24 protein-coding genes are annotated in these 20914 nt (G+C 58.7%); 19 read left to right on the forward strand and 5 right to left on the reverse strand.

Annotated features, from left to right (window positions below; all coding sequences use genetic code 11):
• The first annotated feature begins 43 nt into the window (after positions 1-43).
• Together B195_RS14750 and B195_RS14755 are read left to right on the forward strand one after the other, a co-directional pair.
• On the forward strand, positions 44-1042 hold the full coding sequence (locus B195_RS14750) for an alpha/beta hydrolase (RefSeq protein WP_003442029.1): 999 nt from the start codon (positions 44-46) through the stop codon (positions 1040-1042).
• A gap of 59 nt (positions 1043-1101) precedes the next feature.
• Entirely contained in the window at positions 1102-1893 is a 792-nt protein-coding gene (locus tag B195_RS14755; protein ID WP_003442026.1) for a hypothetical protein, read from the forward strand.
• 45 nt (positions 1894-1938) lie between these two features.
• Here the strand turns inward: B195_RS14755 and prmB are convergent, their stop codons facing one another.
• Positions 1939-2847 (reverse strand): 50S ribosomal protein L3 N(5)-glutamine methyltransferase, encoded by a 909-nt coding sequence (gene prmB / locus B195_RS14760; RefSeq protein ID WP_003442023.1) that lies wholly within the window; start codon positions 2845-2847, stop codon positions 1939-1941.
• Between the two features lie 273 nt (positions 2848-3120).
• Between prmB and B195_RS14765 the strand changes: the two genes are divergently transcribed.
• From B195_RS14765 to B195_RS14790, 6 genes are all read left to right on the forward strand, one after another.
• Positions 3121-3711, forward strand: coding sequence for a cysteine hydrolase family protein (locus B195_RS14765; RefSeq protein WP_003442020.1), 591 nt, complete (start codon positions 3121-3123; stop codon positions 3709-3711).
• Positions 3712-3854: 143 nt separating this feature from the next.
• The gene (locus B195_RS14770; protein WP_003442017.1) at positions 3855-4175 is read left to right on the forward strand and encodes a hypothetical protein; all 321 of its coding nucleotides are present in this window, start codon (positions 3855-3857) and stop codon (positions 4173-4175) included.
• A 63-nt stretch (positions 4176-4238) separates the two neighbouring features.
• Positions 4239-4796, forward strand: a complete 558-nt coding sequence (locus B195_RS14775) for a Smr/MutS family protein (RefSeq protein WP_003442014.1) — start codon at positions 4239-4241, stop codon at positions 4794-4796.
• Between the two features lie 77 nt (positions 4797-4873).
• The gene (gene folE, locus B195_RS14780; protein ID WP_003442011.1) at positions 4874-5419 is read left to right on the forward strand and encodes a GTP cyclohydrolase I FolE; all 546 of its coding nucleotides are present in this window, start codon (positions 4874-4876) and stop codon (positions 5417-5419) included.
• Between the two features lie 100 nt (positions 5420-5519).
• Positions 5520-5891 carry a glutathione S-transferase N-terminal domain-containing protein gene (locus tag B195_RS14785; RefSeq protein WP_003442008.1) on the forward strand — a complete coding sequence of 124 codons (372 nt, stop codon included), beginning with the start codon at positions 5520-5522 and terminating at the stop codon, positions 5889-5891.
• A gap of 156 nt (positions 5892-6047) precedes the next feature.
• Positions 6048-6779 (forward strand): hypothetical protein, encoded by a 732-nt coding sequence (locus B195_RS14790; RefSeq protein ID WP_003442005.1) that lies wholly within the window; start codon positions 6048-6050, stop codon positions 6777-6779.
• A 121-nt stretch (positions 6780-6900) separates the two neighbouring features.
• Here B195_RS14790 and B195_RS14795 read toward each other — a convergent pair whose 3' ends face one another.
• Together B195_RS14795 and B195_RS14800 are read right to left on the reverse strand one after the other, a co-directional pair.
• Positions 6901-7503 carry a glutathione S-transferase family protein gene (locus tag B195_RS14795; RefSeq protein WP_003442001.1) on the reverse strand — a complete coding sequence of 201 codons (603 nt, stop codon included), beginning with the start codon at positions 7501-7503 and terminating at the stop codon, positions 6901-6903.
• Between the two features lie 11 nt (positions 7504-7514).
• On the reverse strand, positions 7515-8681 hold the full coding sequence (locus tag B195_RS14800; protein WP_003441999.1) for a PLP-dependent aminotransferase family protein: 1167 nt from the start codon (positions 8679-8681) through the stop codon (positions 7515-7517).
• Positions 8682-8763: 82 nt separating this feature from the next.
• Between B195_RS14800 and B195_RS14805 the strand changes: the two genes are divergently transcribed.
• The 3 genes from B195_RS14805 to B195_RS14815 all read left to right on the forward strand — a co-directional run bounded on the left by B195_RS14805 (position 8764) and on the right by B195_RS14815 (position 11479).
• Entirely contained in the window at positions 8764-9204 is a 441-nt protein-coding gene (locus tag B195_RS14805; protein WP_003441996.1) for a MarR family winged helix-turn-helix transcriptional regulator, read from the forward strand.
• A 230-nt stretch (positions 9205-9434) separates the two neighbouring features.
• Complete coding sequence (locus B195_RS14810) at positions 9435-10784, forward strand: NCS2 family permease (protein ID WP_003441995.1); 1350 nt, start codon at positions 9435-9437, stop codon at positions 10782-10784.
• 68 nt (positions 10785-10852) lie between these two features.
• Positions 10853-11479 (forward strand): LysE family translocator, encoded by a 627-nt coding sequence (locus tag B195_RS14815; protein ID WP_003441992.1) that lies wholly within the window; start codon positions 10853-10855, stop codon positions 11477-11479.
• A 127-nt stretch (positions 11480-11606) separates the two neighbouring features.
• Here the strand turns inward: B195_RS14815 and uraH are convergent, their stop codons facing one another.
• Positions 11607-11960 (reverse strand): hydroxyisourate hydrolase, encoded by a 354-nt coding sequence (gene uraH, locus B195_RS14820; protein WP_003441977.1) that lies wholly within the window; start codon positions 11958-11960, stop codon positions 11607-11609.
• Between the two features lie 372 nt (positions 11961-12332).
• Between uraH and puuE the strand changes: the two genes are divergently transcribed.
• The 8 genes from puuE (at position 12333) to B195_RS14860 (ending at position 20278) form a co-directional block, all read left to right on the forward strand.
• Positions 12333-13262 carry an allantoinase PuuE gene (puuE, locus tag B195_RS14825; RefSeq protein WP_003441974.1) on the forward strand — a complete coding sequence of 310 codons (930 nt, stop codon included), beginning with the start codon at positions 12333-12335 and terminating at the stop codon, positions 13260-13262.
• Positions 13259-13774, forward strand: a complete 516-nt coding sequence (uraD, locus tag B195_RS14830) for a 2-oxo-4-hydroxy-4-carboxy-5-ureidoimidazoline decarboxylase (RefSeq protein WP_003441971.1) — start codon at positions 13259-13261, stop codon at positions 13772-13774. Before puuE ends, uraD begins: the two co-directional genes overlap by 4 nt.
• A gap of 61 nt (positions 13775-13835) precedes the next feature.
• Positions 13836-14831, forward strand: coding sequence for an allantoicase (gene alc / locus B195_RS14835; protein WP_003441968.1), 996 nt, complete (start codon positions 13836-13838; stop codon positions 14829-14831).
• Positions 14832-14946: 115 nt separating this feature from the next.
• Positions 14947-15450, forward strand: coding sequence for an ureidoglycolate lyase (locus B195_RS14840; RefSeq protein WP_003441966.1), 504 nt, complete (start codon positions 14947-14949; stop codon positions 15448-15450).
• 49 nt (positions 15451-15499) lie between these two features.
• Positions 15500-16789, forward strand: a complete 1290-nt coding sequence (locus B195_RS14845) for a urate hydroxylase PuuD (protein WP_003441964.1) — start codon at positions 15500-15502, stop codon at positions 16787-16789.
• Between the two features lie 84 nt (positions 16790-16873).
• Positions 16874-18238 carry a nucleobase:cation symporter-2 family protein gene (locus tag B195_RS14850; protein WP_003441961.1) on the forward strand — a complete coding sequence of 455 codons (1365 nt, stop codon included), beginning with the start codon at positions 16874-16876 and terminating at the stop codon, positions 18236-18238.
• Between the two features lie 110 nt (positions 18239-18348).
• Positions 18349-19134 (forward strand): outer membrane protein OmpK, encoded by a 786-nt coding sequence (locus tag B195_RS14855; protein WP_003441959.1) that lies wholly within the window; start codon positions 18349-18351, stop codon positions 19132-19134.
• Between the two features lie 358 nt (positions 19135-19492).
• Positions 19493-20278, forward strand: coding sequence for an outer membrane protein OmpK (locus B195_RS14860; RefSeq protein WP_003441958.1), 786 nt, complete (start codon positions 19493-19495; stop codon positions 20276-20278).
• A gap of 19 nt (positions 20279-20297) precedes the next feature.
• Here the strand turns inward: B195_RS14860 and B195_RS14865 are convergent, their stop codons facing one another.
• The gene (locus tag B195_RS14865) at positions 20298-20900 is read right to left on the reverse strand and encodes a TetR/AcrR family transcriptional regulator (protein WP_003441956.1); all 603 of its coding nucleotides are present in this window, start codon (positions 20898-20900) and stop codon (positions 20298-20300) included.
• Between the last annotated feature and the right edge of the window lie 14 nt (positions 20901-20914).

Below are 20914 nucleotides of genomic sequence, written 5' to 3' on the forward strand. Positions count from 1 at the left end.
CATCCGGGTTTGTCCAACCGGCACATTAGACAATGATGGCGTGATGATGCTGCGAATACTTTTTTTAGCCCTGACCCTGTTTGGCACCCAGGCCCTGGCGGCCCCCCCTTCTAATGTGTTGCTGCGGCCCATCGAGCTGGACACCGGCTCCGGCACGCTTTATGGCTCGCTGGTGCTGCCAAAGAGCGATAAACCCGTGCCCGTGGTACTGATCATTGCCGGCTCCGGCCCCACCGACCGCGATGGCAACAACACCATTGGCGGACGCAACGACAGCCTGAAAAAGCTGGCATGGCGCCTTGCCCAGAGCAATATCGCCAGCGTGCGTTTCGACAAGCGCGGGATTGCCCAAAGCCAGCCCGCCGGGCCTGACGAAAGCAAACTGAGCCTGGACCAATACGTTACCGATGCCGTGGCCTGGGGCGAAAAGCTCAAAAGTGACCCGCGCTTCGGCAAGGTGTTTGTCCTGGGCCATAGCGAAGGTGCGCTGATCGCCAGCCTGGCCGCGCCGCGCATAGGCGCCGCCGGGGTAATTTCGATTGCCGGCACGGGACGCCCGGTCGGCCAGTTGTTGCGCGAGCAGCTACAGCGCAATCACCTGCCACCGGCCATGCTCAAGCGCAGCTTCGAGCTGATCAGCACCCTCGAAGCCGGGCGCACCGATGACAATGTGCCCGCCGACCTTGAAGTGATTTTCCGTCCAAGTGTGCAGCCGTACATGATCAGCCTGCTGCGCTATAACCCGGCTACCGCTTTTGCCGCACTGAAGATGCCGGCCCTGATTATCCAGGGCACCCACGACATCCAGGTCGAGGTCAAGGATGCACGCCTGCTCAAGGCGGCCAAGCCGGATGCCGTGCTGACCCTGATCAACGGCATGAACCACGTGATGCGCATAGTGCCGATGGACATGAAACGCCAGATCCAGTCCTACAACGACCCCAATCAGCGAGTGGCGGGAGAACTTGGTGATCGAACTGTGCGCTTCATCACTAAAGTGAATGCCGCCCAGCCCTCCAGTCCTGGCACTAACGGCCGATAAGCCAGTGTCGACCGCCCAAATCAGGTCGACATACCGGGCTTGCACAGGACTCTGCCGTTATGAGCGACACCCCATCACAACCCGCCGGCCCTGAAGAGCCGGCAACGCCCGAGACGCCTGTGCGGCCTTGGGCAGATGTGCACCCCGAGCATTTCAAAATGCTGCGCCTGGCCCCCCTGCAGACTGACCGCAGCACCGGCGCGCGGCCTTTGCGCTTTGTGCAGTTCGGCTATGCCGAGCGCAACAACAAAGACCTCAGCCTGTTGCGGCTGGAGATCCTGCTGCCCGGGCAAAAGGTACGCAAAGAACAGAACCAGCTTGAGGTGTGGGTCGACCATGCCACCCAGCGGGTGAGCATCAGCCCCGAGCGCGGTTTGCTGGTTGAGCCCATGAATCGCGGCATCGGTCGTTTCCTGATGGCCCAGGGGATTGAGTGGGTACAGAAGAAATGGGCGCGTTACCATTTTGACAGCATCGACTTGCCCAGCCGCGATGCCCTCAACGAAGACACCCGCCTGCGCCGCGACCACTGCCTGCGCACCCAGGGCTTTGATGTGATCTATGAGGACGCACTGCAGCGTAAGGCGCGGATCGAAAAAGTGCAGGCCGGCGAGCTGTACAACACCTGGAACAGCGAAAAAATCCAGTTCGTGGAGATTCTCGAGGCCGCACAAATGCTTCAGCAAGCAGAACAAAATCTGCAGGCACAAGAACTGAAACTGCGGGAAAAAGAAGAACGGATCAGCAAATACCAGCGCGAAGATACCGGTTTGCGCTTCACCATCACCTGCCTGGTTGCCTTTGCGGTGTTCCAGGCAGCGCTACTGATCTGGATTGCGACTCACCGCTAAAAAACGGCAGGAGCCTGGCTTGCCAGGCGCCTGCCGATCCAGGGCTTAAACCCGCGAAGCAAACAGCGCTTGATGCTCACGGCATTGCTCGGCCGTAAGCATGAATACGCCATGCCCGCCGCGCTCAAACTCGAGCCAGGCAAAGTCGACTTCCGGATACAACGACTCGACGTGAACCTGGCTATTGCCCACCTCAACGATCAACAAACCCTTGTCGGTCAGATGATCGCCTGCCTCCGCCAGCATCCGGCGAACCAGATTCAGCCCGTCATCGCCGCACGCCAGGCCCAGCTCGGGTTCGTGCTGATACTCCGCCGGCATGTCAGCAAAATCTTCAGCGTCGACATAGGGCGGGTTTGACACGATCAAATCGAAGCGCTGCCCCGGCAGACCATCAAAGCCATCGCCCTGAACCGTGTATACCCGCTCATCAACGCCATGGCGCTCAATGTTCTGGTTGGCCACTTCGAGTGCTTCGTAGGACAGGTCGGCCAGCACCACTTCGGCATTCTGGAACTCATACGCACAGGCGATGCCGATGCAGCCCGAGCCGGTGCACAGATCGAGGATCCGCGCCGGTTCTGCACCCAGCCACGGCTCGAAACGCTTTTCGATCAGCTCACCAATCGGCGAGCGCGGAATCAACACGCGCTCATCGACGATAAACGACATGCCGCAGAACCATGCCTCGCCCAGCAGGTAAGCCGTCGGCACGCGCTCTTCAATCCGGCGCTTGAGCAGATGCTGCAGATTAACCAGCTCATCGTCCTCGAGGCGGCAGTCGAGATAGCTGTCAGCGATTTCCCAGGGCAGGTTCAATGCCCCCAACACCAACTGTCGGGCTTCGTCCCAAGCGTTGTCGGTACCATGACCAAAGAACAGCTCTTCCCCATGAAAGTGGCTGACGGCCCAGCGAATATGGTCGCGCAGAGTGCGCAGGCGGGAAGTGATCACGGTCTTACTCCTCAAAATCGACCGATGATTCTAACAGCCAAATCCCGACAGGGTTAAGGTTGTGCCCTACGGTCAGGCAAAATGCCAAGCCGGACGCACATAACAGCTGCGCAAAAACCCAAAATCACTCCATTTCGTACACTTGGGCACTCCGGCGCTCACCTCTGGCTGCGCTGTAGGCCAAGAACCACGTGGCTTACACGACTAGCCATTCACATAAGCGCCCGGCCAGTGGAGAATGTCGCAAAAGCCCCACTCAAAGGAGCCCCTCGAATGCCCGCTTTAAAGACGATGTTTCAACTCACTGGACGTGGTTATGCCGCTGCCAGCCTGAGCAACGCCAGCCTGCTGATCATCGATGCGCAAAATGAATACCTGAGCGGGCCTCTGGCCTTGTCCGGAATGGAAGCCGCCACCGCCAATATCGCCCTTCTGCTCGACGCGGCCCGCAAGGCCAAGCGCCCCGTGGTTCATATCCGCCATCTGGGCACGGTGGGCGGCATGTTCGACCCTCAAGGCGAGCGCGGCGCGTTCATCAAGGGCCTGGAGCCTCAAGGTGATGAGTTGATCATCGAAAAACGCATGCCCAACGCCTTCAATGACACCGGCCTGCAAAAAGCCCTGGAAAACCTGGGCTCCCTGGATGTGATTGTCTGCGGCTTCATGAGCCACTCCAGCGTCAGCACCACGGTTCGCGCCGCCAAAGACTATGGCTTGCGCTGCACCCTGGTCGAAGATGCCTGCGCCACACGCGACCTGCCTACTCCGGATGGCATTATCAGCGCCGCGCAGGTACAGAAAACCGAGATGGCAATCATGAATGACAACTTCGCCACCCTGACCCTGACCAAAAACCTGATTTGATCCCGTCCGCTCCTGATAGGCGGGCTGCTCAAGCCGCCTATCGAGACATTCCATTGCCAGCACGCTCCCCTTTTCAGCGCATCTCAGGAACAACCTGTCCATGTTCCTGTCGAAGGGCCGATACCCTTTAAGGAAAGATCGGAATGAAGATCGCCGATGGTTTTGACGCGCGACGTTTGCGTCCCAAGGCACACAGCAACTGGCGTTCGCGTCTGGTGCTGCTTTTTGCCGCCCTGCTGACGCTGTGCGGCGTGCTATTGCTACTGGCCGGCGCCAGTAGCCTGATTGGCCATCCAGAGGCGTTGGGCGAGCTCAACGCCAGCCCTGCCGGGGCGATCGTAGTGCTGGTATTCGGAATACTGATCAGCTGGCTGGGTGTCTGGCTTTGGCGCCGCCGCCGTCGCCGGATGCGCCAGCCGTTTGGGCTGAGCATGGCTGCGCACCTGATGAAAAAGCGCGACTGAGGCATATCCGCCGCCCGATTGTCGTCGACTTGGGTAAACTAGCCGCCCTTCGCGGAGGCTGACATGCAAGACGACGACTTTTCCCTGTTCAAAAACGAGACTCGCGGTGTAAAGCCGATCAAGCATGATCGTGCCGATACCGGCAAACCCAAATCCGACCGGGCACAACTGGCCAAACTGCGCCAGAACGCGACCGTGCGCACCAATGCCACGATCATCGACGGCCTGTCGGACCAGTTTGTGATTGATGTCGGCCCCGAAGACCAATTGAACTGGTCACGGGACGGCGTGCAAGAAAGCCAGATGCGCAAGCTCAAACTCGGCCAGATCAGCTTCGAAGGCAGTCTTGACCTGCACGGCATGACCGTCGAAAAGGCCCGCGAAACCCTGTGGGAGTTTCTGGGCGAAGCCTCCCGCCTTGAAGTGCGCTGTGTCCGCGTCACCCACGGCAAAGCCGTGCGCCTGGACGGCAAGCGACCAATGATCAAAAGTCACGTCAACACATGGTTGCGCCAACACTCGCAAGTGCTGGGGTTCTGCTCCTGCCAGGCCAGGCATGGGGGCGCCGGCGCGGTTTACGTCATGCTCAAGCGCACCATGATGGATGGTCGCGACGAGTAACACCCTATCACCACACTTGCAGCGCCGTGCCAGCCCCCGTACCCTTACTCTTTGCGAAAAATCCCACAGGTAGATTAATGTCCCTGGAACAAAACTACACCGCGATCCTCGGTCAACTCGGCGAAGACGTTTCCCGTGAAGGCCTGCTGGATACGCCAAAGCGTGCCGCCAAAGCCATGCAGTACCTTTGCCGCGGCTATGAGCAAACCCTGGAAGAAGTCACCAACGGTGCCTTGTTCAGCTCTGACAACAGCGAAATGGTACTGGTCAAGGACATCGAGCTTTACTCGTTGTGCGAACACCACTTGCTGCCGTTTATCGGCAAAGCTCACGTCGCTTACATTCCGAGCGGCAAAGTGCTGGGCCTGTCGAAAGTGGCACGGATAGTCGACATGTACGCCCGTCGCCTGCAGATTCAGGAAAACCTGAGCCGGCAGATTGCCGATGCGGTGATGCAGGTTACCGGTGCGCTGGGCGTGGCCGTAGTGATTGAAGCCAAGCACATGTGCATGATGATGCGCGGTGTCGAGAAACAGAACTCGTCGATGATCACCTCGGTGATGCTGGGTGAGTTCCGCGAAAACGCGGCCACCCGCAGCGAGTTTCTCAGCTTGATCAAGTAATATCCCCAGTCAGAAAGACCGGCGTTGATCGCCGGTTTTTTTTCGCCTGCCGATTTCAGGTAAGCTGCGCCCCTTCTTTCTCGCCCATGAGGCTTTTACTGTGTTTATCAAAGCGCTTCGCGTAGGCCTGGGTCAGCTGATCATCGCTGGCGATTTCATAACCCGTCCCGGCAAAAAGCAACGCCCGGCAGCGGCTCAGGCCCAGGTTGACGAGGCCGCCAAAAGCCTGACCCTGTACCAGTTCCATGCCTGCCCGTTCTGTGTAAAAACCCGCCGCACCCTGCGCCGCCTGAACGTACCAGTGGCACTGCGCGACGCCAAGAACAACGAACAGGACCGCCAGACGCTGCTGGAGCAAGGGGGCAAGATCAAAGTCCCGTGCCTGCGGATCGAAGAAGACGGCAAGACCACCTGGATGTACGACTCCAAAGTCATCATCGATTACCTGAACCAGCGTTTTGCCAACGTTTAACCTCCTGTGACCCGTACTCGCTGACGGGGAACCAAGGCTGCGAGCTCAGGTTTTGCGGGCTCCGCCCGATCGCAGCCCTGGTGTATCTTCAGCGACTGCGGGTTGCTTCTGGTTCAGTCAGCGTCATCACCGTCCAACCTTGTGCAGATAATCCCCATGCGAAAATTACTTGCCCTGAGCCTGATCCTGTTGGGCGGCTGCAGTCATGAGCCGCAAACGTCCGACATCAACGGACTATGGATCAATCAGGCGGCCATCGATTCAGCCGCCCAGGGCAGGCCCTTGCTGCAGGCCATTGATGCCCACGGCATGAACCTGGAATGGAACATCGACACCCGTAACGGCAAAGTACAATTTCGCAATGCATTCGAGCTGAACGAAGGCCAATTGCTGCCCAAGGCTCCCGGCACCTGGGCCATTTACCACGACGGACATTTGATCAACGAACTGCAACTGAATGGCAAACAACTGATCCAGCAACCCACAAAAACTTACGCAGCCCAGGTTTTCTCACGTCCGGCCCGGTCCGTCGCCGGCGCCAGGACGGACACGAATTTCCGGCAGGCATTGAACGCAGCCTATATGGGTGGTCAGTGGAGGATCGTTGAAGGCCCGGGTACCGGTAACACCGTTGCGTTCAAAGATGATGGCGGTGTGACAGGGCTGGGACAAAATGACCGGTATGAGTTGTGCCTGGGAGGCGATTGCGCCAATCAAGGTGCCGGCAATGACACCCTCTACCTGGGCAAGGGTGATATCGGGGAAGGATGGATTTTCGTCCGTCATGGCAAGCAGCTGGAGATTTTCAAGGCGATCAACCTGTCACTGCCCGACGAAATCCCCCAGCTCACTCCGGGTCCACGCCAATGGCTGCTGGAAAAACAGTGACGCAAAAAAGGAGCCCTTGGGCTCCTTACTGCTCATTCAAGGCCTGACACCCTACCTGTGGCGAGCGGAGGACTGCACAGCAGTCCAATTTACAGGGCCGGCTTTCAACCTGTCCTGTATCTCAATCAAGCATCCCCACATGCCGCGGATGGCTGGCCACCCGTTGCAGCCAGGCTTGAATGCCCGGATAGCCGCTCAGGTCAAATCCGCCCTGATCTGCCACGTGGGTGTAGGCATACAGCGTCACGTCCGCAATCGAATAGTGATCGCCCACCAGATACGGAGTGCGGGCCAGCTGCTGTTCCATCACGTCCAACGCCTTGTAACCGCGCTTTTGCAGTTTGCGGTATTCCTCAAGACGTTCCTCGGGCAACCCCAGGTACAACTGGATAAACCGCGCCACTGCAATGTAAGGCTCATGGCTGTATTGCTCGAAAAACTGCCACTGCAACACTTGCGTACGCAGCCGGGGCTCACCGGGCAAGAACTCGCTGCCGTCGGCCAGGTAGTTGAGAATCGCGTTGGACTCCCAAAGGCAGGTGCCGTCTTCGAGCTCCAGCACCGGCACTTTGCCGTTGGGGTTTTTCGCCAGAAATTCCGGGGTTTCAGTTTCGCCCTTGAGAATGTCCACCGCGAACCACTGATACTCAAGACCCAGCAAATGCAACATCAGCTTGATCTTGTAGCAGTTGCCCGAGTTGTAATCGCCATAGACCTTGAACATCGCAACTTCCTTCAGGCCGCCTGGGCGGCCTGTGCTTGACGAATCACGTTAGCCAGACGCTTGAGACCTTCGTGCAGGCGCTCAGGGTCGATATGGCTGAAGTTCAGACGCAGGCTGCCGACATTCTGATCCGGATTGGCAAAGAACGGTTCGCCCGGCATGAAAGCGACATTTTGCTCCAGCGCCGGCTTGAGCAAGGTACGGGTGTCAAACGGCTGCTTGAGGGTCAGCCAGAAGAACAGCCCGCCCTGCGGCACATGCCAGTCAGCCAGGTCCGAGAAATGCTCTTGCAGCGCCAGCTGAAAGCCATCGCGACGCACGCGATAGAAGTCCCGCAGCTCAGCCAGGTGGTTGCTCATTTTCTCGGTGCCGATCCACTGCAAGGCCTGCCACTGACCGACACGGTTGGTGTGCAAGTCCGCCGACTGCTTGAGGCGCAACAGATGCGGGAACAGGTCCGGGCTGGAAATCAGGAAGCCCACACGCAGCCCCGGCAACAGGGTTTTGGACACGGTGCCGGTGTAGATCCAGCTGGCTTTTTTCAGGCGGCTGACAATCGGCGTGGCGCTGCCGCCATCGAAATTCAGTTCGCGGTACGGCTCGTCTTCGATCAGGGTCACACCGAACTCGTCCAGCAATGCCGCTACGGCGTCACGCTTGGTTTCGCTGTAACGCACGGCAGACGGGTTCTGGAAGGTCGGGATCAGGTAGATGAACGCCGGGCGATGTTGCTCCAGCTGCACCCGCAGGGCCGCCAGATCAGGGCCATCGGCTTGCAACGGGAAGCTCAGGCACTCGGCGCCGAACAATTGAAAAATTTGCAGCGCCGCCAGGTAGGTCGGCGCTTCGAGCATGATTTCGGTGCCCTTGTCGATGTACAGCTTGGCCGCCAGGTCGAGGGCCTGTTGCGAACCGCTGAGAACCATCACCTGGCTCGCATCACAATCAACCCCCAGGGCGCGGGCTTCTGCGGCCAGTACTTCACGCAGGGCCGGCTCGCCTTCGCTCATGCCATATTGGCCCATCGAGGCCGGCATGTCGGTCCAGTCGACCTTGGGCAGCATGGCCTCGGCCGGTAGTCCGCCGGCGAAAGACATGACTTCCGGACGTTGGGCCGCAGCCAGAATTTCGCGAATCAAAGAGCTTTTCAGGCGGGAAACACGTTCGGAGAAGGCCATACAGATCACCGGTAGCGGAAGTAATTGGAAATAAGTCAAACTGATTGACCGAAATTACGCCGCGCAGCCTAGATACGTCAATATGCCTGACCTTAAAAATCCAACCACTCAGCGCGCCGCCATGGAAGCCTTCTTCTTTGGCTATCAAGCATTTACCGCCAAAGCCGATGAAATGCTGGCCCGCCGCGGGCTGAGTCGGGTGCATCAGCGCATCGTTTTTTTTATCGCCCACTACCCCGGGGTGAGCGTCAAGGAACTGCTGGTATTGCTGGGGGTCAGCAAGCAGGCATTGAATACGCCATTACGCCAGTTGATCGAGATGAACCTGGTACGCAGCGTTGCCCCCGAGACCGACAAGCGCAAGCGGCTACTGGAACTCACGGCTGACGGCGTCAGTTTCGAAAAAGCCCTGCGCCGCGAGCAAGTCAAATTGCTGCAACGGGTATTTGCCCAGGCGGGTGAAGACGCGGTCAATGGCTGGCTGGCGATCAATCAGGCTTTAGGCCAAAGCCGCCAGGCCTGACAGCTGCCTATCTGTAGGAGCGAGCTTTTCAATGCAATAACGCAGAGCTCGCAAGCAAGCTCGCTCCAACAGAGCTTATATTTCGATCACAATCCGAAAAACATTATTTGCTTTTTTTGTATACAAAAGCATAATCCTCGTCACACACAGATTTCTGACTCAAAGGTCAGGAAAAGCATCGCCCGCCTCAAACAGCGCCCTTACAAAAATAAAAGCCTGAGGACATCACCGTGGACAGCCAAAAGTCAGAAGCACCCGCCCTGGATCTTTCACCGCCCGCCTCCCGAGGCTGGCTGGAGCGCCTGTTCAAACTGTCGCTGCATGGCACTACGGTCAAAACCGAGCTGATTGCCGGGTTGACCACCTTTATCACCATGGCCTACATCATCTTCGTCAACCCCAACATCATGGCCGATGCCGGGATTGACCATGGCGCAGCCTTTGTCGCGACCTGCATCGCCGCTGCGCTGGGCAGCATGCTGATGGGGCTTTATGCCAACTGGCCGGTAGGCCTGGCGCCAGGCATGGGCCTCAACGCGTTCTTTACCTACACCGTGGTCGGCACCATGGGCTATAGCTGGGAAACCGCCCTTGGTGCAGTGTTTATCTCCGGCGTGCTGTTTTTGATTCTGACCCTGTCACGGGTCCGCGAATGGTTGCTCAACAGCATCCCCGCCAGCCTGCGCTACGCCATGGGTGCCGGCGTCGGCCTGTTTCTGGGAATCATCGGCCTGAAAACCTCGGGCATCATCGTCGACAGCCCGGCCACCCTGATCAAGCTCGGCTCACTGCGCGACCCCGCTCCGCTGCTGGCCGCCGTGTGCTTTCTGATGATCGCGATTCTCAGCTATCACAGGGTGTTCGGCGCAATCCTGATCAGCATCATCGCCGTCACTCTGGCGGGCTGGGGCCTGGATCTGGTGCACTACAACGGCATCATGTCCGCCCCGCCCAGCCTGGCACCGACCTGGATGGCGATGGACCTCAAGGGCGTGTTCAACGTCAGCATGATCAGCGTGGTCCTGGCCTTCCTGTTTGTGCACATGTTCGACACCGCCGGCACCTTGATGGGAGTGGCCCAGCGCGCCGGACTGGTGAAAGCGGATGGCAAGATCGAAAACCTGTCCCGCGCCCTCAAGGCTGACAGTGCGTCCAGCGTATTTGGGGCAGTGGTCGGTGTACCGCCCGTCACCAGCTATGTCGAAAGTGCCGCAGGCGTTGCGGCCGGCGGACGTACCGGGCTCACCGCCGTGACCGTGGGCGTACTGTTTGTCGCCGCGATGTTCTTTGCCCCGCTGGCTGGCATGATTCCCGCCTATGCCACTGCCGGAGCGCTGATCTACGTGGCCATGCTGATGATGGGCGGCATGGAGCACATCAACTGGAGCGAACCTACCGATTGCATCCCGGCGATTGTGACCATGATCATGATGCCCCTGACCTTCTCGGTGGCTGACGGTATAGCCCTTGGCTTTATCAGCTACGTTGCACTCAAGGCCGGCACGGGCAGGTACCGCGAGATATCCGTGAGCCTGTGGGTGCTCTGCGCCATTTTCATTGCCAAGTTTATTTACCTGTAAACAGGGCAATATCGACCTGCCCCGCCCGGTGCGGGGCGTTTGCTTTTTTAGAAGAGGGAGAGCACGTAATGAGTCTGGAAACCTGGCTGCTGTTCAGCAGCGCGGCACTGGTGGTGATCCTTATCCCGGGGCCGTTGTCGTTACTGATGATCAGCAACAGTTTGAACTACGGCCTGCGCCGCTCGTACCCCGCCTTTCTGGGTGGCGTGATTGCCTCGATTTGCCTGCTCAGCGCTTCGGCACTGGGGCTGGGGGCCCTGCTGCTGGCCTCGGAGCAGTTGTTCAGCGCGCTCAAGATCGTCGGTGCGCTGTACCTGTTCTACCTCGCCTGGCAAAGCTGGAAGCAATCGCGGCAACCGGCCACCGCCGTCAACGTACCGGCCGCCGCACCAAAACCGCGCTTCAGTGCCCTGTTTGGACGCGCGTTCGTACTGGGCGCCAGCAATCCGAAAGACATTCTGTTCTTTGCCGCATTTCTGCCGCAGTTTCTTGATCCCGATCAGCCTTTCCTGGCGCAGTTACTGGTGATGATTGCCACCTGGACCGTGCTGGACCTGCTCTGCAAGCTGGCCTACGGCCTGGGCGCACACGGCGCGGCGGGCTACCTGCGCAGCGGCAAGGGCCAGAGCTGGTTCAACCGTATCAGTGCCGGCCTGTTCGGCGTGGCGGGCACCGCGTCTTTGCTGAGCCGCTAAAGCCGGCAATAACACCTGTAGGGGCGAGCTTTTTAACAACCCGCTCCTACAGGCTTGGCGCACATTGCGGGCAAAAAAAAGCCCGCAGTGCGAGCGGGCAAATAACCACATGCGCAGATCGAAAAACCTAGCTGCCGCGATACGTCGAATAGCTGTACGGCGAAATCAGTAGCGGCACATGGTAGTGATCCTGCTCGGCACTGATACCGAATCTGAGCACCACCACATCCAGAAATGCCGGCTCCGGCAACTGCACACCCCGTGCGCGGTAGTAGTCACCGGCACTGAACTGCAACTGATAAACCCCTGAACGGTAAGTGTCACCCTCCAGCAACGGTGCGTCGCAACGGCCATCGCTATTGGTCTGCGCCGTGGCGACCAGTTGCAGCTGCGAACCTTCCACCCGATACAGCTCGACCTTGATCGAACTGCCCGGACAACCGTGTGCGGCATCCAAAACGTGCGTAGTCAAACGTCCCATTGCGTGTGCGACCTCCCCGAACCGGTAAATAAAACTGGCGCTGCACCCTTTTGACCCGTCAAAAGATCCGGCGCAGCCTGGATTAAGACATTTATTAAAAAAATTGTACACAATTAAAAACGCAAATTACCCCAGGCCACAGCGCATAAGGCCTGGACCCCGTATTCCTTGAACACCGCTGCAGCCAAAGACTTTATATTCATAAGCTGACCAATCAGGCAAGTTTTTTGCAAGTACCTTTCCCGCACAAAGCATGGTAAAAATGCGCAAAAGCAGGGTTACAAACGTATTGCAAAGTTGTATACAATCAGGCCATCACAGTGACGCCAGGTCTGGCCAATCGACTGTTAACTAAACAATAAGGAAGATTGAGTGAGCGCTGACTACCCACGCGACCTGATTGGTTACGGTCCCAACCCTCCGCATCCGCATTGGCCGGACAACGCCCGCATCGCCCTGTCTTTCGTACTCAACTACGAAGAAGGCGGCGAGCGCAACATCCTCCACGGCGACAAAGAATCAGAAGCCTTCCTCTCGGAAATGGTTTCGGCGCAGCCGCTGCAGGGCGAGCGCAACATGAGCATGGAGTCCCTGTACGAATACGGCAGCCGTGCCGGCGTATGGCGCGTGCTCAAGCTGTTTCGCGAATTCGATATCCCGCTCACGGTGTTCGCCGTAGCCATGGCGGCCCAACGTCACCCTGACGTAATCCGGGCCATGGTTGCCGCCGGACATGAGATTTGCAGCCACGGTTATCGCTGGATCGACTACCAGTACATGGATGAAGCCCTCGAGCGCGAACACATGCTCGAAGCCATCCGCATCCTCACCGAAATCAGTGGCGAGCGTCCGCTGGGCTGGTACACCGGCCGCACCGGCCCCAATACCCGGCGGCTAGTGATGGAAGAAGGCGGTTTTCTGTATGACTCTGACACCTACGACGATGACCTGCCCTACTGGGAACCCAACAACCCCACCGGCAAGCCGCATCTGGTGATCCCTTACACCCTGGACACCAATGACATGCGCTTCACCCAGGTGCAGGGTTTCAACACCGGCGAGCAATTTTTCCAGTACCTCAAGGATGCTTTCGATGTGCTGTACGCCGAAGGCGCAGAGTCGCCGAAAATGCTATCGATCGGCCTGCATTGCCGCCTCATTGGTCGCCCTGCGCGTCTCGCCGCCCTCAAGCGCTTCCTTGAATACGCCAGGGGCCACGAACAGGTCTGGTTCACCCGCCGCGTGGACATCGCCCGGCACTGGCACGCCACCCACCCTTTTGTTGCAGAGACCGGCCAATGAGCACCTTCAAAACTCTCAAGCCTTCAACCCTGAGTCGTGAAGCGTTCGTGGCAGCCTTTGCCGATATTTACGAACACTCGCCCTGGGTCGCCGAAAAGGCTTACGACCTGGGTCTGGACAGCAGCGTCGACCAGATCGAAACCCTGCACCAGCGCATGAGTGACATTTTGTTGAGCGCCGATCACGCCAGTCAGCTGGCACTGATCAATGCTCACCCGGACCTGGCGGGCAAAGCTGCCGTACAGGGCCAACTGACCGAAGCCAGCACCCATGAACAGGCTGGCGCCGGTATTCACCAATGCACGGAAGAAGAGTTTCAGCGCTTCACCGAGCTGAACGAGGCCTATAAAGCCAAGTTCAAGTTTCCCTTCATCATGGCGGTAAAAGGCAGCGACCGGCACCAGATCCTCGCCGCGTTCGAGACCCGCATCCACAACCCGGCAGACGTCGAGTTCAAATGTGCGTTGGCGCAAATCAACAAAATAGCCCTGTTCCGATTACTCCAGCTCTAAGCCGAGCCGGCACCTGCCGGTCACGCATCTCCAGCCACTTATTTAAAGGCAGACCAGAAGAATGAAAGCTTACGCCGTACCTTTCGAGAAGTTCGTCAACCTGGCCGATGCCCGTCTAGGCACCAAGATTATCTCGGTGACCGATGACTGGTTCGCTGACGCCAACCGCATGTTCCAGCCGACCCCGGCCGTATGGAAGGAGGGCGTTTTCGATGACAACGGCAAGTGGATGGACGGCTGGGAGTCCCGTCGCAAGCGCTTCGAAGGCTATGACAGCGCGGTGATCCGCCTGGGCGTACCCGGCTCGATCAAAGGCGTGGACATCGACACTTCATTCTTCACCGGCAACTTCCCGCCGTCTGCTTCCCTTGAAGCCTGCTTTCTGGCCCAGGGCGAGCCCAACGAAAACACCCAGTGGGTTGAAGTGCTGTCCGCGGTCGAACTGCAAGGCAACAGCCACCACTACCACGAAATCAGCAATGACCAGGCCTTCAGCCACTTGCGTTTCAACATCTACCCGGACGGCGGCGTAGCCCGTCTTCGCGTGTACGGCGTGCCGTTCCGTGACTGGTCGGCAGTGGGCGACAACGAACAGGTCGACCTTGCCGCAGCCCTGAACGGTGGCCGTGCCCTGGCCTGCTCCGACGAACACTTCGGCCGCATGAGCAACATCCTCAACCCGGGCCGCGGCATCAATATGGGCGACGGCTGGGAAACCGCACGCCGCCGCACCCCGGGTAACGACTGGGTGATCGTGGCGCTGGGGCATGCCGGCGAGATCGAAAAAATCATCGTCGACACCCTGCACTTCAAGGGCAACTACCCGGACACCTGCTCGATTCAGGGCGCGTTCGTCAAAGGCGGCACTGACAGCCAGATCGAAACCCAATCGCTGTTCTGGCGTGAACTGCTGCCTGCACAGAAGATGGAAATGCACGCCGAGCACAGCTTCAGCGAGCAGATCAAAGCCCTGGGCCCGATCACTCACATTCGCCTCAACCTGTTCCCGGACGGTGGTGTAAGCCGCCTGCGTATCCTGGGCAAGGTCGCTAAATAAGGAATAACCCCGTCGCCGGTCAACCGGCTCCCACAGGCATATGCCAATGCGGGAGCCGGCTTGCCAGCGACAACAACAGATCCAACACCACAGAATCCGGAAAAGAAGACAGACCATGCGCACATTGCAGATTGAACCGCTGACCAAAGAAGCCTTCGCCCCCTTCGGTGACGTTATTGAAACCGACGGCAGCGACCACTTCATGATCAACAACGGTTCGACCATGCGCTTTCATCGTCTGGCCGAAGTCGAAACCGCGCAGCCGGAAGACAAGGCCATCATCAGCATTTTCCGCGCCGATGCGCAGGACATGCCGCTGACCGTGTGCATGCTGGAGCGCCATCCGTTGGGCAGTCAGGCTTTCATCCCGCTGCTCGGCAACCCCTTTCTGATCGTGGTCGCGCCACTTGGCGATGAACCTGTATCAGGCTTGGTCCGCGCCTTTGTCAGTAATGGCAGGCAGGGCATTAATTACCATCGCGGCGTTTGGCACCATCCGGTGCTGACGATCGAAAAGCGGGATGACTTCCTGGTGGTTGATCGCAGTGGCACAGGCAATAACTGCGATGAGCATTTCTTCAAAGAGGATGAGCGATTGATCCTCGCCCCCCACCAATAAGAGAAGGTCTGATCACTCACGCAAGAGTGACAGGCAAGAGGTAGAGACTGTGGAAGCACATCTGATGGAATGGCTGAATCTGAGCGTACGCTGGATTCATATGATTACCGGTGTGGCCTGGATCGGCGCGTCGTTTTATTTTGTCTGGCTGGAAAACAACCTCAACCGCAACAACCCAAAAGAGGGGCTGGCCGGCGACTTGTGGGCCATCCACGGCGGCGGCATTTACCACCTCGAAAAATACAAGCTGGCCCCCCCTACCATGCCGGACAACCTGCACTGGTTTAAATGGGAGGCCTATTTCACCTGGATGTCGGGCATCGCCCTGCTGTGCCTGGTGTTCTACTTCAACCCGGCACTTTACCTGATCGCTCCCGGCAGCAGCCTGAGCGGCCCGCAAGCGGTGGCCATCGGCATTGGTTCATTGATTGCCGGCTGGTTCATTTACGACTTTCTGTGCGATTCGGCTCTGGGCAAACGCCCGGCGCTGCTCGGCCTGATCCTGTTCGTACTGCTGGTAGCTGCTGCATTCGGCCTGAGCAAGGTGTTCAGCGGCCGAGGCGCCTATCTGCATGTGGGCGCCATTATCGGCACCATCATGGTCGGTAACGTGTTTCGCATCATCATGCCGGCCCAGCGGGCTCTGGTGGCCGCGATCAAGGAAGGCCGTACGCCCGATCCGGCCCTGCCGGCCAAAGGCCTGCTGCGTTCGCGTCACAACAACTACTTCACCTTGCCGGTGCTGTTCATCATGATCAGCAACCACTTCCCCAGCACCTACGGCAGTGCCTACAACTGGTTGATCCTGGCCGGGATTGCGGTGCTGGCAGTATTGGTACGCCATTACTTCAACACCCGCCATAACAGCCACAAATTTGCCTGGACCTTGCCGGTCGCGGCCCTGGGCATGATCTGCCTGGCATACGTCACCGGCCCCAAGCCTGCACCAACCGCCCCCGAAGTGGCCAAGGTGATCAAGTATCAGCCCATCCCTGAAACCGCAGTCAGTGGCGCCAAACCCGCTACCGCGCCGGCGCCTGTCACTGCACCTGCTGCAGCGCCAGCACCGGTGGCCAGCGTCGATTTCGACAAGGTGCACGCCGTGATTCAGGAACGCTGCGCGGTCTGTCATTCGGCCACACCCACCAGCCCGCTGTTCAGCGCGGCCCCCGGGGGCGTGATGCTCGACACCGCACAACAAATCCAGTTGATGGCACCGCGGATTCAGGCCCAGGCCGTCGCCAGCCAGATCATGCCGCTGGGCAACATCACCCAGATGACCCAACAGGAACGTGACCTTCTGGGCGCCTGGATCAACACCGGAGCCCGCACCAACTGACGCACACCTTCTGTGACCGCAGCCATGGCGCGGTCACAGAAACACACCACAAGCTCACAACAATAAAAATGAACGAGGTGTTGCATGTCCGAATTAACCGAACCACGCATACCCGCCATAACCGCTCCGCCTCCCCTGGCGCGGTTGCCGTTGTTGCAATTGATTCTGGTCGGCTTGCAGCATGTGCTGCTGATGTATGGCGGCGCCGTTGCCGTACCGCTGATTATCGGCCAGGCCGCGGGCCTTAGCCGCGAAGAGATCGCTTTCCTGATCAACGCCGACCTGCTGGTGGCCGGGATCGCAACCATCGTCCAGTCGATGGGCATCGGCCCCATGGGCATTCGCATGCCCGTGATGATGGGCGCCAGTTTCGCTGCAGTCGGCAGCATGGTGGCCATGGCCGGAATGCCGGGTATCGGCATGACCGGGATTTTCGGCGCAACCATTGCTGCCGGTTTTTTCGGGATGATCATCGCGCCCTTCATGTCCAGGGTGGTGCGCTTCTTCCCGCCGCTGGTGACCGGCACCGTGATCACCTCCATTGGCCTGTCACTGTTCCCCGTGGCAGTGAACTGGGCCGGTGGCGGCAGTGCCGCGGCACAGTTCGGCTCACCGATGTACCTGGCCATCGCCGCACTGGTGCTGGCCACCATCCTGCTGATCAACCGTTTCATGCGTGGCTTCTGGGTCAACATTTCGGTGCTGATCGGCATGGCCCTGGGTTATATATTGTCCGGCGCACTGGGCATGGTCGACCTCAACGGCATCGGTCTGGCGCCGTGGTTCCAGGTGGTCACCCCGCTGCACTTCGGCATGCCTGAATTCCATCTGGCACCGATCCTGTCCATGTGTCTGGTGGTGGTGATCATTTTTGTCGAGTCCACCGGGATGTTTCTGGCCCTGGGCAAAATTACCGGCCAGGAGGTAACCCCGCGCATGCTGCGCCGCGGCTTGCTGTGCGATGCCGGGGCTTCGTTCCTGGCCGGCTTCTTCAACACCTTTACCCACTCCTCCTTCGCCCAGAATATCGGTCTGGTGCAAATGACCGGCGTACGTTGCCGCTCGGTAACCATCATGGCCGGGGTATTCCTGATTACCCTCAGCCTGCTGCCCAAGGCAGCCTATCTGGTGGCCTCGATTCCGCCAGCCGTACTGGGCGGCGCAGCCATCGCCATGTTCGGCATGGTGGCAGCCACGGGGATCAAGATCCTTCAGGAAGCGGACATTGCCGACCGACGCAATCAATTGCTGGTGGCGGTAAGTATCGGCATGGGCCTGATTCCGGTGGTACGGCCGGAGTTCTTCGCCCACCTGCCACTGTGGATGGGCCCCATCACCCACAGCGGCATTGCCATGGCCGCCGTCAGCGCGGTCAGCCTGAACCTGTTGTTCAATGTGCTGGGCGGCGCCGGTCGCGCTGCCATGAGCGGGCACGTGCATCAGCACTGATGCCCCATCTGCCTGTCTGTAGGAGCGAGCTTTTAACGCAGCAACGAAAAGCTCGCTCCTACAGTGCATCGGCGCATCGGTATTAAAAATAATAAAAAAGGGAATTACCCATGAACTGCAAACACTGGGGCATCACGCTCGCGGGTGGGTTTCTGGCTGCCGGCCAGGCCATGGCCGGTGATCTGTTTGTATGGCAAACCAACAGCCTGACGTATCTGTACGGCAAGAATTTCGCGATCAACCCTTCGATCCAGCAAACCCTCACCTTTGAACATGCCGATAAATGGAAATACGGCGACAACTTCCTGTTTGTCGACCGGATTTTCTACAACGGCAAAGCCGACCCCAACAAAGGTCCGCACACTTATTACGGCGAGTTCAGCCCGCGGCTGTCGTTCGGCAAGATATTCGAGCGGAAACTGGAGTTCGGTCCGGTCAAGGATGTATTGCTGGCCATGACTTACGAGTACGGCGAAGGCGACAGCGAGGCCTACCTGATCGGCCCGGGCTTTGACCTGGCGGTACCCGGGTTCAATTATTTCACCCTCAACTTCTATCGCCGTCACACCGAAGGGCCGCGTCCCGGCACCGGAACCTGGCAGATCACTCCGTCGTTTTCCTACACCCTGCCCTTGGGCCGCTCCAACCTGCTGATCGATGGCTACATGGACTGGGTGGTGGACAACGACCGCAACTCACGGGGCACTTACCACGCCAACCTGCACTTCAATCCGCAGATCAAGTACGACCTGGGCAAAGCCCTCAATCTGGGTGAAAAACAATTGTATGTCGGCATCGAATACAGTTACTGGAAGGACAAGTACGGCATCGATAGCAGCAGCCGTCTGGACACCAATCAGAACACTGCCAGCGCCCTGGTGAAAGTGCACTTCTAGATCAAGCCTCTGCGATGCCCTGTGATTGCCCGACATGCGCAATGACAGGGCACTTGAGTACCGGCCCCGGAGCCCGTATCCTGCGCGCCCGCTCACGGGTGAGCGTTGTTCAAAGCTGACTTCAAAGCCAACTTAATACAGTTAAACCAAGGGTTTACGGCCGCCTTAGCGCTCTATCCACTCAACTGTCAGACGACAGCCGAGGGATTTACGTTGGCCGCCAAACCGCCGTGGCCCGGCACTTGCTACAGGTATTAAAGTTGACCGAAAGGGCAAGTTTTAAACAGAGGAATCAAGGCGCCGGAACAGAGCGTTACGTTCTTATCAATGCAGAATTTTTAATTTTTGGAGCAACCGAATGAAGCGCATTCTGACCAGCCTGATGCTTGCGGGGAGCATGCTTGGCGGGGCACCGGCAGTTGCCGGCGACCTGCTGCAATGGCAAACCAACAGCCTGACTTACTTGTACGGCAAGGACTTCCAGGTCAACCCGAAAATTCAACAGACCCTGACCTTCGAGCACGCTGACAGCTGGAAGTACGGTGACAACTTTCTCTTCGTCGACCGTATTTTTTACAACGGTAAAAAAGATGGCAACGTAGGCCCGAACACTTACTACGGCGAGTTCACCCCGCGTTTGTCGATGGGCAAGATCTTCGACCAGAAGTTTGAGTTCGGTCCAATCAAAGACGTGCTGCTGGCCATGACTTACGAGTTCGGCGAAGGCGACACCGATGCCTACCTGATCGGTCCGGGTTTCGACCTGAACGTACCGGGCTTCGACTACTTCCAGCTGAACTTCTACCAGCGCTTCCCTGAAGGCAACCGTGCCGGCCGTGGCGTGTGGCAGATCACCCCGGTGTGGTCCTACACCCTGCCCCTGGGCAATTCCGATGTGCTGATCGACGGCTACATGGACTGGGTGGTCGACAACGACCAGAACTCGCGCGGCACCTACCACGCCAACCTGCACTTCAACCCGCAGATCAAATATGACCTGGGCAAGGCTTTGAGCTGGGGCGCCAAGCAGTTGTACGTCGGTATTGAATACGACTACTGGAAAAACAAATACGGCATCGAAGACAGCGGCGCGTTCAAAACCAATCAGGACACTGCGAGCCTGCTGGTCAAGTACCACTTCTGATACCCGGGCCCCGGGCGCTTCACTGCGCCTGGGGCGCCAGCAGCAACCCGCGCAGCATCAGGTCCAGGCTGTCCAGAGACGCCGCCAGACGCTGTGGCGGGTTGTCGGCCCCGGCAATCCAGAACGACAGGTCCATCAAGCCACCCTGAATCAACCGTGCCAGGGCTTCGGGATCGGTGGCCTGAATCACCCGGGTGTCCATCAAGCCTTGTAGCATCGCCGCCATTGAAGCGCTGCAGTCCGACTGGCTGCTCTGCAGGTACTGCGACCCCAGCACCGACGGCGCATCGCGCAGCATGATCCGCTGCACCTCCACCTGCAGTGCCATTTCCAGAAACATCCGACAACGCCCTTTAAAACCGTCCCACGGGCTCGCCGCCCGGGCAAAGGCCTCTGCCAGCTGTACATCCAGCTCGGCATCGACTTGCTGCACCACGGCCTGCAACAACCCCTTCTTGTCGCCAAAATGGTGATACAGCGCACCCCGGGTCAGCCCCACCGAAGCAGTGAGTTCATCCATCGACGTCTGCGCATAACCGATCGAGCCAAACGCCTGACGCGCTGCATCGAGCAGCTTGCCACGGGTTTGTTCAATCATTTGTGACCGCACTTTGGGCGCCATGCCTGTCCCCCTAC

The sequence above is a fragment of the Pseudomonas sp. Lz4W genome (assembly GCF_000346225.2).
Taxonomy (GTDB): Bacteria; Pseudomonadota; Gammaproteobacteria; order Pseudomonadales; family Pseudomonadaceae; genus Aquipseudomonas; species Aquipseudomonas paraversuta.